The organism is Dactylosporangium sp. NPDC051484 (assembly GCF_040689395.1).
In the GTDB taxonomy this organism is placed as follows: Bacteria; Actinomycetota; Actinomycetes; order Mycobacteriales; family Micromonosporaceae; genus Dactylosporangium.
Map to the genome: position 1 here is coordinate 563,372 of NZ_JBFAZX010000001.1, position 14,500 is coordinate 577,871.

The 14,500-nt window shown below is 69.7% G+C and carries 7 protein-coding genes; 3 read left to right on the top strand and 4 right to left on the bottom strand.

What is annotated here, in order from left to right:
* Positions 1-17: 17 nt before the first annotated feature.
* On the bottom strand, positions 18-1,583 hold the full coding sequence (locus AB0367_RS02810) for a hypothetical protein (RefSeq protein WP_366224417.1): 1,566 nt from the start codon (positions 1,581-1,583) through the stop codon (positions 18-20).
* Between the two features lie 163 nt (positions 1,584-1,746).
* Complete coding sequence (locus AB0367_RS02815) at positions 1,747-2,964, bottom strand: NADP-dependent isocitrate dehydrogenase (RefSeq protein WP_366224418.1); 1,218 nt, start codon at positions 2,962-2,964, stop codon at positions 1,747-1,749.
* Positions 2,965-3,691: 727 nt separating this feature from the next.
* Here AB0367_RS02815 and AB0367_RS02820 point away from each other — a divergent pair.
* Together AB0367_RS02820 and AB0367_RS02825 are read left to right on the top strand one after the other, a co-directional pair.
* Positions 3,692-4,342, top strand: a complete 651-nt coding sequence (locus tag AB0367_RS02820; RefSeq protein WP_366224419.1) for an MEDS domain-containing protein — start codon at positions 3,692-3,694, stop codon at positions 4,340-4,342.
* Positions 4,342-6,498, top strand: coding sequence for a PAS domain-containing protein (locus tag AB0367_RS02825; protein ID WP_366224420.1), 2,157 nt, complete (start codon positions 4,342-4,344; stop codon positions 6,496-6,498). The genes AB0367_RS02820 and AB0367_RS02825 overlap by 1 nt, the downstream gene beginning before the upstream one ends.
* A 284-nt stretch (positions 6,499-6,782) precedes the next feature.
* Here AB0367_RS02825 and AB0367_RS02830 read toward each other — a convergent pair whose 3' ends face one another.
* Positions 6,783-7,730 (bottom strand): MazG family protein, encoded by a 948-nt coding sequence (locus AB0367_RS02830; RefSeq protein ID WP_366224421.1) that lies wholly within the window; start codon positions 7,728-7,730, stop codon positions 6,783-6,785.
* A gap of 54 nt (positions 7,731-7,784) precedes the next feature.
* Complete coding sequence (gene mfd, locus AB0367_RS02835; protein ID WP_366224422.1) at positions 7,785-11,375, bottom strand: transcription-repair coupling factor; 3,591 nt, start codon at positions 11,373-11,375, stop codon at positions 7,785-7,787.
* 287 nt (positions 11,376-11,662) lie between these two features.
* Between mfd and ppc the strand changes: the two genes are divergently transcribed.
* Positions 11,663-14,488, top strand: a complete 2,826-nt coding sequence (ppc, locus tag AB0367_RS02840) for a phosphoenolpyruvate carboxylase (RefSeq protein WP_366224423.1) — start codon at positions 11,663-11,665, stop codon at positions 14,486-14,488.
* Positions 14,489-14,500: the final 12 nt, after the last annotated feature.

A 14,500-nucleotide genomic window follows, 5' to 3' on the forward strand; every position in this document is an offset into this window, starting at 1 on the left:
TCGAACGCCGCGCCGGCTCAATCCACAGCGCTCAGGTACAGCTGCGTTGCCTTCTCCTCTCGGGTGGCGATGACGGCGTGCGAGCCGGCGGCGGCGATCGAGATCTCCGGGCACCGGGCGGTGCAGGCGACGGCGCGCATCTCCTCGGTCGATCCGTCGCCGGTCGACGCGGTGAGTAAGCGCAGGGCGCCCGACGGGCTGCGCCACAGCAGGTATGCGTGGCCGTCCGCCGCCGTGCCCGCCACCGGCTGGTATCCGCCCAGCCACGCCAGGCCGACGTTCCACTGCGCGGCGCCGGTCCGGGCGTCGACGGCGGTCAGGTGCCCCTGAGCGCTGCCCTGATCGGCGTAGATCAGCCTCGCCCCCGTGGCCACGGCCAGCGTGCCGGCCGCGTCGTGGCGCGCGCCGACCGTGCCGGCGTTCGCCTCCAAGTACGTGACCTGTTGCGGCGTCGCTCCGGTCAGCGTGGCGAAGCCGGACCCGGTGGAGTGCACCCGAAGCCCCGTGCCGCCCCGCTGGATCGCGTGCCACGACCAGCGCTCGGCGCCCGTCGCCGCGGCCAGGCCGACGGCCACGTCGTCGACGCCCTGCGCGCGGCACCGCAGCGCCACCGCGACGGTCTCGGCGTTGGCCGCCAGGTCGGTCACATCGCACGCCGTGCCGTTGCGGGCCGGGGCCCACCGCCATCGCTGCGTGCCGCTGCGCGCGTCGATACCGAGCAGATCCTCGGCGCCGATGCCGACCCCGGACAGCACCGCCGTGCGACCCGCGGCGTGCACGGTCGCCATTTTCCCCGATCGGTATCGCTGGGAGAACCGCTCCGCCCCCGTTTCCGCCTCCAGCGCCGTCACCAGCACCCCGTCATCGGTGCCGAACGCGACCACGACCGCGTCGTCGACCAGGCCGGCCGCCTGGCTGGACAGGTCGGAGCGCAGATACTGCCAGGCCGTGGTGCTGCTGCCGAGCCAGACCGCCCGGATGCCGTCGCTCGCCCGCAGAATCGCCAGCCCACCGCGCATCCCCACGAGCTCGACGCCGGTGAACGGCAGGGGCCACGACGACGCCTGGGTCGCGGGTGCGGCGCCGGCCGTCGTCGCGTCGACGAAACGCCCCTCGCGGGCCCAGTCGACCGCGAACCCGGCGACGACCACCAGCACAGCCGCCACGCCCCCGACCGCGGCCCAGGGTCGCCAATCCGCGCGCGGCAGCGCGCCGGCGCCGGTGACCGCGAGCGTCGCCCAGCCCAAGACCAGCGCGGCCGACCCCGCGACCGTGAGCGGCCCGCCGAGGCCGATGCCCGCGCCGGGCTCGACCAGCCGCGCGAGCGCCGTCGCGATCACCCCCGCGGCCGCGCCCGCCACCCCGGCCACCGCGGCGATCAGCCGGGACCTGCGCGGCTCCGTTCGCGCGTATGCAAGACAGAGCGCGCTCAGCAGCGGCCCGAGGAACGCGATCCCGGCGACCGTGACCAGGTCGGGATGCCGGCCGCCGACCAGCGTCCAGGGCAACGCCAGCCCGGCGATGGTTGCGACCATGCCGAGCCCCACGACAACGGAGCCTGCGGCGCGAACGAGGAGATGCACGAGGACAGGATGACGGGTGGCTACGACAGTTTTCGCCCGGCCTGGTAGCGCCGTCCCTGTCGGTGATTGATGGACAACGCTCTGTTGTGGCAGGTGGGCGGAAACGCCGCCGGCCCCGCACCGAAAAGGGGCGGGGCCGGCGGCGTTGCCGTGCGAAACCTCGTCAGGCGCTGAGGCGCTTCGCGAGGTTCTGGTCCAGCGCGTTCATGAACTCGTCCGTCGTGAGCCACGGGGCGTCACGCGAGATGAGCAGGGCCAGGTCCTTCGTCATCTGGCCGCCCTCGACGGTGTCGATGCAGACCTGCTCCAGCGTGTTGGCGAAGTTCGTGACCTCGGGGGTGCCGTCGACCTTGCCGCGGTGGGCGAGGCCGCGCGTCCAGGCGAAGATGGACGCGATCGGGTTGGTCGAGGTCTTCTCGCCCTTCTGCCACTGACGGTAGTGACGGGTCACCGTGCCGTGCGCCGCCTCGGCCTCGACGGTCTTGCCGTCGGGGGTCATCAGCACGCTGGTCATCAGGCCGAGGGAGCCGAAGCCCTGGGCCACGGTGTCCGACTGGACGTCGCCGTCGTAGTTCTTGGCGGCCCACACGAAGCCGCCCTCCCACTTCAGCGCCGCGGCGACCATGTCGTCGATGAGGCGGTGCTCGTACGTGATGCCGGCCGCGGCGAACTCGTCCTTGAACTCGCTCTCGAAGACCTCGGCGAACAGGTCCTTGAAGCGGCCGTCATATGCCTTGAGGATGGTGTTCTTGGTCGACAGGTACACCGGGTAGCCGCGGTCCAGCCCATACCGGAACGACGCGCGCGCGAAGTCGCGGATCGAATCGTCGAAGTTGTACATGCCCATCGCGACGCCGCCGCCGGGGAAGTTGGCGATCTCGAACTCCAGCGGGGCGCCACCGTCGGCCGGGGCGTACGTGACGGTGACCTTGCCCGGGCCCGGGACCACGAAGTCCGTCGCCTTGTACTGGTCGCCGTGGGCGTGACGGCCGATGATGATCGGCTTGGTCCAGCCCGGCACCAGGCGCGGCACGTTGGACATGATGATCGGCTCGCGGAAGACCACGCCGCCGAGGATGTTGCGGATCGTGCCGTTCGGCGAGCGCCACATCTTCTTGAGCGAGAACTCCTCGACGCGCGCCTCGTCGGGCGTGATCGTGGCGCACTTGACCCCGACGCCGTACTGCTTGATGGCGTTCGCGGCGTCCACCGTGACCTGGTCGTCGGTCTCGTCGCGGTACTCGATCGACAGGTCGTAGTACTTCAGATCCACGTCGAGGTAGGGCAGGATCAGCTGCTCGCGGATCTGCTTCCAGATGATCCGGGTCATCTCGTCGCCGTCGAGCTCGACGACAGGGTTGTCTACCTTGATCTTCGCCATCGGCCGGGCGCTCCTCTCGCGCTGCTTTCCGGGGGTCTCCACCGCCGTCGGGGCAGTTTCTCGCTGATTCCAGCTCTGTCCGCCGCGCTCCGCCGGGCGGGTACGGCGTCGCTTAGCAGTACGAGCGTACTGCACTCCCGCCGGTGACCGTGTCGGCCCCACTCCAGTCAAGTCTGTGCCGATCCCGTTATGGAGGGCCGGACTTGTCCAAGGACTGACGGGGTGGACGGCGTGACGCCGGCCAGTCCGCCAGGGCGGCGCCGCGATCAGCCAGGAGTCAGGCCGCGCGGACGGTGCCGACGCGGGGTGGCGAGGTGAAGATCGGTCTGTGGTGCGGCGTCAGTCGACACCGGCCGATGCGAATGGTGTCGGCCAGCACGTAGGCGTCGAACCGGGTCGCGCTGGGCGATGCCCGGCGAGGTCGTCTTCGTCAGTCCGCCTGTCGGTCGCTGCGAACCTCGCTGCCAGTCTTGCGTGGAGCGAGCCGGAAGTATAGTGGATTGGTCCATCCGCCGGATTTGAGACCTTTGTGCACGTCGCGTGACCGGGATTTGGGAAGAGGCCGTGCTCCTGGCGACTCTTCAAAGCCGCTGCTGGATCAGCGCAGCGGCGGCGGCCACGCGGACGATCGTGCTTGTCGTCCGCGTCACTCCCGGCTGCGTCCAGCCCCCCATTGCCGCCGCCCGTTTATTTATAGGACCCTACCCGGTCTGGGAGGGTGAGAGAAATGCGAACACAGAACGATCCATGCAACCTTGTCGACACGCTCGGCCAGCAATTCCATGTTTGCGCGTTCTTCAATGGCATCGAAGAACAGTACAGCGTTCTTCGCTCGTACATCGCAGCCGGATTTGATTCGGGGGAGAAGGCCTTCCACCTCGTTGACCCCGAACTACGTGACGAACATCTGAAGCGACTTGGCGAAGTGGGTGTCGATGTCGAGGCGGCGCTGGCGTCGGGCCAGCTGGAGGTTCGGCTGTGGCAGGACTCCTACCTTCGCGATGGCCAGTTCGACCAGGACGCCATGCTGGCCTGGCTCAGAGAACAGTTTGAGTCGATCGTCGCGGCAGGGTTCCAGCGCGCCCGGCTGATCGCGCATATGGAGTGGTGGCTGCTCGACGAACTCGTCGGGGATAGCCTGTTCGAATACGAGGCGCGCATAAACCTCATGATGCCCAGGTACGGAAACGCGGCGATCTGTACATACGAGCTGCCGAAACTCAAGGCGAGCATGATGATAGATCTCCTGCGGACCCATCCACTCGTGATTATCGGCGGCCTACTCCAGAGCAATCCGTTCTTCGTTCCCCCCGAGCAGTTCCTCCGTGAAATTCGCGAGCGGCGGTCGGTTTCCGATGCCGCGGGCGGGGTTGATTAATGGGTATCGATAGTGACAGGGAGATTCTCCGGCTACGAAACCTGCTCAGGGATCTGGTGGCGCTCTCCACCATCCCGACGGCGTGGATCGGGAAAGAACCACCTGTCGTGGCCGCTGGACTGGCTGACGCGCTGGTCGGTCTGTTGAAGCTTGATCTTGCTTTCGTGCAGTTGCGCGACCCCCATGGTGCTGTACTGGCGGATGTCACTCAAGGGCGTGCGTGCAGGGAATTTCTGGAATGGCTGGAACATTACCTTACTTCGCGCAGCCAGCTCCCGCGTAACGAGATCATTCCCAATACGTGCGGCTGTGAGAGGCCGCACCGAGGAATTGCCATTCCCATCGGAGTCAATGCCGAGCATGGAGTGATCGCGGCTGCCTGCGATCGCACAGACTTCCCCACCGAAGTTGATCAGCTAGTGCTTTCATTGGCGACGAATCACGCGGTGACGGTGTTCCAGAATACGCGCCTGATCCACGAGCGAAGCAGGGCGGAAGAAAAACTTCGCAAAGCCCGAAATGAACTCGAGCTGAGGGTGGTCGAGCGGACGGCCGAGTTGCGAAGAAGCAAAGCCTATCTGACCGAGGCGCAGAGGCTGACCCATACCGGAAGCTTTGCGCTGAACACCTCCACCGGCTCGCCGACCCACATGTCCGACGAACACTGCCGCGTGTTCGGCTTCGATCCCAGGCGGGAGGTTCCTTCATTCGAAGAACATCTGCAACGCGTTCATCCGGAGGATCGGGCGAAGTATGTCGACACGCTCGAACGAGCAATTCGCGGGGAGACAAACTTCGATCTTGAGTTTCGAGTTATCCTTCCTCAGGCTCAGTTGAAGCACATTCGCTCAGTCGTCTATCCGGTCTTCAATGCGTCCGGTGAACTCGAGGAATTCGTGGGCACCACGATGGACGTGACCGAACGTAAGCGCGCTGATGAAGAACGCCAGGCACAGCTCTGGTTCTTCGAAAGCATGGACAGGATCAACCGCGCTATGCAGGGCACCAGCGATCTCGAACAGATGATGAGCGAGGTTCTGGATGTCGTGCTCACGATCTTCGAATGCGACCGAGCCTGGCTGATTTACCCCTGCGATCCGGAGGCGGCGCACCATCGAGTGCGAATGGAGCGCACCCGGCCGGAATACATGGGAGCCTTCGGACTCGGCCTGGAAATCGAAAATGATCCGGAAGTCGCCGGCGTGTTCAAAAGTGTGCTGTCATCCAGTAGTCCAGTACGATTCGACCCGGAATCCGGGAATTCGCCGCCAGCAGCGATTTCCGAAGTGTTCAACATCAAATCCATGATCGCCATGGCGCTTTATCCCAAGGCGGACGCGTCGTACATGTTCGGACTGCACCAGTGCTCTTACCCACGCGTCTGGACTCCCCAGGAGGAGAGGCTGTTCCAGGAGGTCGGGCGGCGGCTGACCGCGACCCTTGACACGCTGGTAGTGGTTCGTGACCTGCGCGAGAGCGAGCGCAGGCTCGCGGCGAGCCGGGCCGAACTCGCCGCCTCACGGGTGCGGATCGTCGCGGCCACGGATGAGACGCGGCGCCGGATCGAGCGGGATCTGCATGACGGCGTGCAACAGCGTCTCGTGTCGCTCGGGCTCGAGCTACGCGCGGCCGAAGCATTGGTGCCGGCCGAACTCGATGAGCTCAAGGCGCGGCTGTCACACACAACTGATGGTCTGGCCGGTGCCTTCAACGACCTTCAGGAGATCTCGCGGGGCGTCCACCCGGCCATCCTCTCCCAGGGCGGCCTCGGATCCGCGCTCAAGGCCCTCGCCCGCCGCTGCCCCATCCCAGTCAACGTCAATCTGGGCGTCCAGCGACGGTTTCCCGAGCGTGTGGAGGTGGCCGCGTACTACGTCGCATCCGAAGCGCTCACCAACTCCACGAAACACGCGCACGCATCCGCGGTCAGCATCCACGTCAGCATCGACAGCGAGGCGGAGCGTGAGTCCCTCGTGCTCAAGATCTGCGACGACGGTGTCGGCGGCGCCGACACCAATCTCGGCTCCGGGCTCATGGGCCTCGTGGACCGGGTGGAGGCGCTCGGCGGACGGATGCAGATCGCGAGTCCGGCAGGTGGCGGCACGTCGCTGCTCGTCCACCTCCCGGTCGTGACTGACTGGCAACAGCCGCTCTGACCCGGATCCGGGTCCTGGGCGTGACTGCGCACCCCTGGCGAGCGGGGACTGTTGGCGGCCCCACGAAGACACGCTGCCGAGCCGGACGGTCTCGGCGCTCAACGCGCGTATCAGCGCGACGAGGATCTCACCACCGACCAAGCGACCCACGACCTGCGCATGCTGCTCGACCGCGGCCTGCTGGAGCAGCGCGGCAGAGGCGCGGGCGCTACGACGTCGAGGCCGGTCCGATCCTCGCCATCGCCGAGAGCCTCGGGCGGCCGGTGCCCTTGCGGGATCCCTGCCTAGGCTGAGCGGCGCTCGGTGGTGCGGACCGTCTCGATGTAGGTCAGGGCGGCCTCGCGCAGGGCGGCCTCGGCGTCGGCGTCCGTGGCGCGGGCCTCGGCCACCACGGCGAACAGGCGCCCGCCCAGGGTGTCGGGGGCCGGCGGTGGCACGTCGAGGCCGGCCCGCTCCACGCGCTGCAGAAGCTTCGCGGCCAGGGCCAGGGCCGGCTGGGAGAGCGCGACGCCGTCGACCGCGGAGCTGCGGGACTTCTCGGCCTTCTTGATCTGCTCCCAGTTGGCGATGATCTCGTCGATGCCGCCGACCTCGGTGTCCGCGAAGATGTGCGGGTTGCGCCGGATGAGCTTGTCGACCAGGTCGCCTGCCACGTCGTCGACGGTGAAGCCGGCGGTCTCCTCCGCCAGCCGGGCGTGCAGGATCACCTGCAGCAGCACGTCGCCGAGTTCCTCGCGCACCGCCTCGGCGTCGTCGTCGCGGATGGCGTCATACAGCTCGTATGCCTCCTCGAGCAGGAACGGCGCCAGGCTCGCATGCGTCTGCGCCCGCTTCCACGGGTCGCCCGCGTCCGGGTGCATGAGACGGTCCATGACCGTGACGACGTCGAGCACGCGGGCGCCCGGAGGGTCCCAGGAGCCGTAGAGCAGCTCCAGCTCGGCCAGGCCCGGCTCGCGGGCCAGCCGCAGGCCCAGCTCCCGGGCCAGGCGCTCGTCGCCGTCGGGGGCGGCCAGCCAGATCACGGTGCCGTGCTCGGCGATCGCGGCGACCAGAGCGTCGGCCGTGGCCGGCGTGACGGTGACCGTCGCGCCCGCGGCCCGCAGCGCGGCGGCCTGCTCGGACTCCTCCGCCGCGAGCACCGGGTGCGCGCGGACCAGGTCCCACGCCTGCGCGGTCAGCACCCCGGCCGGCAGCCGGGGCGACGTCACCAGCAGCACCACTTTGCCCGACACGTCAGCCCTCCTCGGCGGCGAACGAGATACCGATTTGCCGGGCCTGGGAGCCCCTCACGACCTGGCCGCGATCGGCTCGCCGAGGACCGAGGTCAACAGCTCGGCCGCCCAGTCGAGCAGTTGCGTGTCGCGCATCGGCTCGCCGCCGACCCGCCGGGTGGACGGGCGCGGCAGCGACACGGTGTCGGCCGCCGCCTTGTAGACGGACTCCGGGTAGAGCCGCTTGAGCCGCATCTGCTTGGAGTCGGGCAGCTGCAGCGGGCCGAAGCGCACATGCTTGCCCTGCAGCGACACGTCGGTCAGCCCATAGGAGCGGGCCAGGAACCGGAACCGGGCCACCGCCAGCAGGTTGGCCACCGGCAGCGGCGGCTCGCCGTAGCGGTCGCGCATCTCGGCCACGATCTCGTCGAGCGCGGTGTCGTCCTTGGCCCCGGCGATCTTGCGGTAGATCTCCAGCCGGAGCCGCTCCGCCGAGATGTACTCCAGCGGCAGGTGCGCGTCGACCGGCAGATCGATCTTGACGTCGGGCTCCTCTTCCTCGGGCCGCTCGCCCTTGAACTGCTGCACCGCCTCGCCGACCATGCGCACGTAGAGGTCGAAGCCGACGCCCTCGATGTGCCCGGACTGCTCGCCGCCGAGCAGGTTGCCCGCTCCACGGATCTCCAGGTCCTTCATCGCCACATACATGCCGGCGCCGAGCTCCGTGTGCTGCGCGATCGTCGCCAGCCGCTCGTGCGCGTGCTCGGTCAGCGGCTTGTCCGGCGGATACAGGAAGTAGGCGTAGGCCCGCTCCCGGCCCCGGCCGACCCGGCCGCGGATCTGGTGCAGCTGGGCCAGGCCGAGCAGGTCGGCGCGCTCGACGATCAGGGTGTTGGCGTTGGGGATGTCAATGCCGCTCTCCACGATCGTGGTGCAGACCAGGACGTCATGTTCCTTCTCCCAGAAGCCCACCATGATCTTCTCAAGGGCCTCCTCGGTCATCTGGCCGTGCGCGACCGCGACGCGTGCCTCGGGGACCAGCTCGCGCAGCCGGCGGGCGGCCCGCTCGATCGACTCGACCCGGTTGTGCAGGTAGAAGACCTGGCCGTCGCGCAACAGCTCGCGGTGGATCGCCGCGGCCACCTGCTTGTCGTCCTGGGCGCCGACGAACGTGAGCACCGGGTGGCGCTCCTCCGGCGGCGTGGCGATCGTCGACATCTCCCGGATGCCGGTGATCGCCATCTCCAGGGTGCGCGGGATCGGGGTGGCGGACATGGTCAGCACGTCGACCGAGGCCCGCAGCTGCTTGAGGAACTCCTTGTGCTCGACGCCGAAGCGCTGCTCCTCGTCGACGATGACCAGGCCGAGCTGCTTGAACCGGGTCGCGGTCTGCAGCAGCCGGTGGGTGCCGATGACGATGTCGACGGTGCCGTCGGTGACCTTCTCCAGGGTCAGCTTCGTCTCCGTCGGCGTCTGGAACCGCGACAGCTGCCGCACTTCGACCGGGAACTGCGCGACCCGCTCGGAGAAGGTGTTGAAGTGCTGCTGGGCGAGCAGCGTGGTCGGCACCAGCACAGCGACCTGCTTGCCGTCCTGCACCGCCTTGAACGCCGCGCGCACCGCGATCTCGGTCTTGCCGTAGCCGACGTCGCCGCAGATCAGCCGATCCATCGGGACCGACTTCTCCATGTCGGCCTTGACCTCCTCGATCGCGGCCAGCTGGTCGGGCGTCTCGTGGTAGGGGAACGCGTCCTCCAGCTCGCGCTGCCAGGGCGTGTCGGCGCCGAAGGCGTGACCCTGCGAGTTCTGCCTTACGGCATACAGCTGGATGAGCTGCGCGGCGATCTCGCGCACCGCCTTGCGCGCCCGCGACTTGGCCTTCTGCCACTCCGAGCCGCCCATCTTGTGCAGCGTGGGCGCCTCGCCGCCGACGTAGCGCGACAGCTGGTCGAGTTGGTCGGTCGGCACGAACAGCCGGTCGCCGGGCTGGCCGCGCTTGGACGCCGCGTATTCGATCACGAGATACTCGCGGTCGGCGCCGTTGACGGTGCGCTGGACCATCTCGACGTATCGGCCGATGCCGTGCTGCTCGTGCACCACGAAGTCCCCGGTGCGCAGCTCCAGCGGGTCGATCTGGTTGCGCCGCCGGCTGGGCATCTTGCGCATGTCCTTGGTGGACGCGCCCCGCCCGCCGGAGATGTCGGCGCCGGTGACGACCGCCAGCCGGGCGTCCTCGTCGAGGAACCCGAGCTCGAGCGAGCCGGTGGCGACCGCGACGACGCCTGGCTCCGGCGCCCGCTCCAGCGACTCCACCAGCGACACGCCGAGGTCGGAGCCGCGCAGCACCTCGGCGGCGCGTTGGGCCGGCCCGGTGCCCCCGAACACCAGGGCGACCCGCCAGCCGTCGCCGGTCAGCCGCTTGAGGTCGTCGACGACCCGGGCCGTCTCCCCGTGATACAGCGGCACCGCCTGCGCCGCGATCGTGATCGACACGGCGTCGTCGGAGACCGTGACCTCCCGCTCCTCGCCGAGGCGCCAGGGCTCGTCCGCCTCGCGCGTCGTCTCGGCCGCCGCGAACGGGCTCAGCGACCACCACGGCTGCCCGAGCGAGGCGGCCGCGGCGCGCACCTCGCCAAGGTGGCGGAACGCCGCCGCGCCGAGGTCGATCGGCGCCTTGCCGCCGACCGCCGCCGCGGCCCAGCTGGCCTCCAGGAACTCCTCGCTGGTGCGGACCAGATCGTGCGCCCGGGTGCGGATGCGCTCCGGGTCGCACAGCAGCACGTGGGTGCCCGGCGGCATGGTGTGCAGCACCAGCTCCAGCGATTCGGTGCCGCCCAGCAGCGCCGGCGCGAGCGACTCCATGCCCTCCACGGGGATGCCGCCGGCGAGCTTGTCGAGCATCTCGGCCAGCTGGGGGTGGTCGGTGGACAGCGCTGCCGCCCGGGCCCGCACCTCCTCGGTGAGCAGCAGCTCCCGGCAGGGCGGCGCCCAGAGCCGGTCGGCCTTCTCGATGGTGCGCTGGTCGGCCACCGCGAACGAGCGGATCTCCTCGACCTCGTCGCCCCAGAACTCCACGCGCAGCGGGTGCTCCTCGGTCGGCGGGAACACGTCGAGGATGCCGCCGCGGACCGCGAACTCGCCGCGCTTGGTGACCAGGTCCACCCGGGTGTAGGCGAGCTCGGCCAGCCGGACGGTCAGCGCGTCGAGGTCGGCCGAGCCGCCCGGCCGCAGCTCGACCGGCTCCAGGTCGCCCAGGCCCTTGAGCTGCGGCTGCAGCACCGAGCGGACCGGCGCGACGACCACTCGCGGGCGAGGTGCCTCCTCCGTCGGATGGGCGAGCCGGCGCAGCACGGCCAGACGCCGGCCGACCGTGTCGGAGCGAGGGGAGAGCCGCTCGTGCGGCAGCGTCTCCCAGGACGGATACACCGCGACGGAGTCCGGCTCGAGCAGGCAGCCCAGCGCGCTGGCCAGGTCCTCGGCCTCGCGCCCGGTGGCGGTCACGGCCAGCACCGGGCGCTCGGCGGCGATCACTGCGGTCACGAAGGCGCGCAGGGCCGGCGGCCCGGTCAGGTCGACCTGGTCGACCTGACCGGTGCGGGCGAGGTCACGCGCGCGGGCGAGGGCGGGATCGTCGAGGGCGGCGGCGGTGAGACCGGCAAGCTTCATGGTGATATGCACCCACTACTTCTGGTGTCGACGCTGCACGGCAAACAGCCCCGCGCCCGGACCGGGCGGGGGTGCTTGATGCGGGTACCAGACTATCCGGCGGGTGTGACAGAAAAGCCGGGGGCGAAGCCACGTGAACACCGGGTGAGATCTTGAGACGTGACTCACCGCGGCGCTACGGCGCGTCGCCCAGCCGATACGATGCCGGGGAAGCAGTCCGACACGGACAGAAAACGGACAGCGCCGTCCCCAGCCGAGCTGAGACATACTTGGGAGGGGACAGAATCATGTCTGCTGAGGCCCACGAAGCGTCGACCGCCGACGCCGCACTGCGCGCCGACATCCGTCGGCTCGGCTCCCTGCTCGGCCAGAGCCTCGTCCGTCAGGACGGCCAGCAGCTGCTCGACCTCGTCGAGGAGGTCCGCGCGCTGGTCCGCACCGACCCGGAGGCGGCCGCCGAGCGGCTGCACGGGCTCGACGTGGTGACGGGCACGCAGCTGGCGCGCGCCTTCTCGACCTATTTCCACCTCGCCAACATCACCGAGCAGGTCCACCGCGCCCGCGAGCTGCGCCGGATCCGCGTCCGTGAGGGCGGCTGGCTGGAGCGGGCCGCGAAGCTCATCGCCGACCGCGGCGTCGGCGTCCGCGAGATCGGGTCGGTCGCCTCCAAGCTGGCCGTCCGCCCGGTGTTCACCGCGCACCCCACCGAAGCCGCGCGCCGCTCGATCCTGACCAAGCTGCGCGCCGTCGGCGACGAGCTCGACGCCGAGGCCGTGGCCACCGCGCTGGACGGCTCGGCCGAGCCGGACAAGACCCGCACCGCGCGCACCGACCGGCGCCTCGCCGAACTGCTCGACCTGCTCTGGCAGACCGACGAGCTGCGCCTGGAGCGCCCGGAGCCCAGCGACGAGGCCCGCAACGCCGTTTACTACCTGGCCGACCTGGCCGAGGGCGCCGCACCACAGGTCCTCGACGACCTCTACGAGACGCTGCGCGATCTCGGCGTGCAGCTGCCGCCGACGGCGCGGCCGCTGACCTTCGGCTCGTGGATCGGCGGCGACCGCGACGGCAACCCGTTCGTGACCCCGGCGGTGACCCGCGACGTGCTGCTCATCCAGCATGAGTACGGCATCCGCATGGCCGAAAGCGTGATCGACGGCCTGATCGACGAGGTCTCGGTCTCCAAGCGCCTGCGCGGGGTGTCGCTGGACCTCTCCGCGAGCCTCGCCGCCGACCTGGACAACCTGCCGGAGCTGCCGGCCCGCTACCGCCGGGTCAACCTGGAGGAGTCCTACCGGCTCAAGCTGCGCTGCATCCGGCTCAAGCTCGACCACACCCGGACCCGCCTGGCCACCGGCACACCGCACAAGCCCGGCCGCGACTACCTCGGCACCGGCGAGCTCATCGCCGACCTCGAGCTGATGCGGGCGTCGCTGGCGCGCAACGGCGGCCAGCTCGCCGCCACCGGCAAGCTCGCGTCCGCGATCCGCGCGCTGTCCGCGTTCGGCCTGCAGCTGGCCACGCTGGACGTGCGCGAGCACGCCGACGCGCATCACGAGGTCCTTTCCCAGCTGTACCGCCGGGTCGGCGAGGTCGACTACGGCACGCTGGACCGCGACGCGCGCCGCCAGCTGCTCATCGACGAGCTCAACGGGCGCCGGCCGCTGGCCACCCGTGACACCGGCCTGACCGACAGCGCGCGCAAGACGTTCGACGTGTTCGCCGCGATCCGCGAGGTGCAGGAGCGCTTCGGCCCCGAGGTCATCGAGACGTACATCATCTCCATGACCCAGGGCATCGACGACGTGCTGGCCGCGGTCGTCCTCGCTCGCGAGTGGGGCCTGGTCGAGGTCAGCGCCGGGGGCGGCTTCGGCGGCGCCTCGATGGAGTCGGCCCGCGCCCGCATCGGCTTCGCGCCGCTGCTGGAGCAGGCGCGGGAGCTGGAGCTGGCCGGCGAGCTGCTCGACGACCTGCTGTCCATCCCGGTCTACCGCGCGATCGTCCGCGCCCGCGGCGACGTGCAGGAGGTCATGCTCGGCTACTCCGACTCCAACAAGGACGCCGGCATCACCACCTCGCAGTGGATGATCCACAAGGCCCAGCGGCAGCTGCGCGACGTCGCGGCCCGCCACGGCGTGCGGCTGCGCCTCTTCCACGGCCGCGGCGGCACCGTCGGGCGTGGAGGCGGCCCCACCCACGAGGCGATCCTGGCCCAGCCGTGGGGCACGCTGGACGGCGCGATCAAGGTGACCGAGCAGGGCGAGGTCATCTCCGACAAGTACACGCTGCCCGCCCTGGCCCGGGAAAACCTCGAGCTCACGCTGGCCGCGGTGCTGCAGAGCGCCCTGCTGCACACCGAGCCACGCCAGCCCGCCGAGTCCCTGGCCCGCTGGGACGCCGCGATGGAGACCGTCTCCTCCGCCGCGTTCACCAACTACCGGGCCCTGGTGGAGAATCCCGACCTGCCGGCGTATTTCTGGGCGGCCACCCCGACCGAGCTGCTCGGGGCGCTTAACATCGGCTCGCGCCCGGCCAAGCGACCCAACGCCGACGCCGGCCTGTCCGGCCTGCGGGCCATCCCGTGGGTGTTCGGCTGGACCCAGTCGCGTCAGATCGTGCCCGGCTGGTTCGGCGTGGGCAGCGGCCTGAAGGCGGCCCGCGAGGCCGGCCTCGCCGACGTGCTGCGCGAGATGCACGAGAAGTGGCACTTCTTCGCCACGTTCCTGTCCAACGTCGAGATGATGCTGGCCAAGACCGACCTGGAGATCGCGTCGCGGTATGTCGAGACGCTCGTGCCCGAGCCGCTGCGGCCGATCTTCGACGTGATCAGCGAGGAGTACGAGCGGACGGTGGCCGAGGTGCTCGCCATCACCGGCGAGGCCGTGCTGCTCGACCGCCAGCCGGTGCTCCAGCGCACGCTCGGCGTCCGCGACAGCTACCTGCAGCCGCTGCACCATCTGCAGGTGACGCTGCTCGGACAGTACCGCGCGAGCAAAGCCGTGGACAGCGGCGCCTGGCCCGGCGGCCGGCGATCCGTGCCGGATCCGGCGCTGGAGCGGGCCCTGCTGACCACGATCAACGGCATCGCGGCGGGTATGCGAAACACCGGATGACCGTTGTGGCAG

Coding starts and splice junctions, on each gene's coding strand:
- AB0367_RS02820 (WP_366224419.1), top strand. CDS start 3,692: ATGCGAACACAGAACGATCCATGCAACCTTGTCGACACGCTCGGCCAG.
- AB0367_RS02815 (WP_366224418.1), bottom strand. CDS start 2,964: ATGGCGAAGATCAAGGTAGACAACCCTGTCGTCGAGCTCGACGGCGAC.
- AB0367_RS02825 (WP_366224420.1), top strand. CDS start 4,342: ATGGGTATCGATAGTGACAGGGAGATTCTCCGGCTACGAAACCTGCTC.
- ppc (WP_366224423.1), top strand. CDS start 11,663: ATGTCTGCTGAGGCCCACGAAGCGTCGACCGCCGACGCCGCACTGCGC.
- mfd (WP_366224422.1), bottom strand. CDS start 11,375: ATGAAGCTTGCCGGTCTCACCGCCGCCGCCCTCGACGATCCCGCCCTC.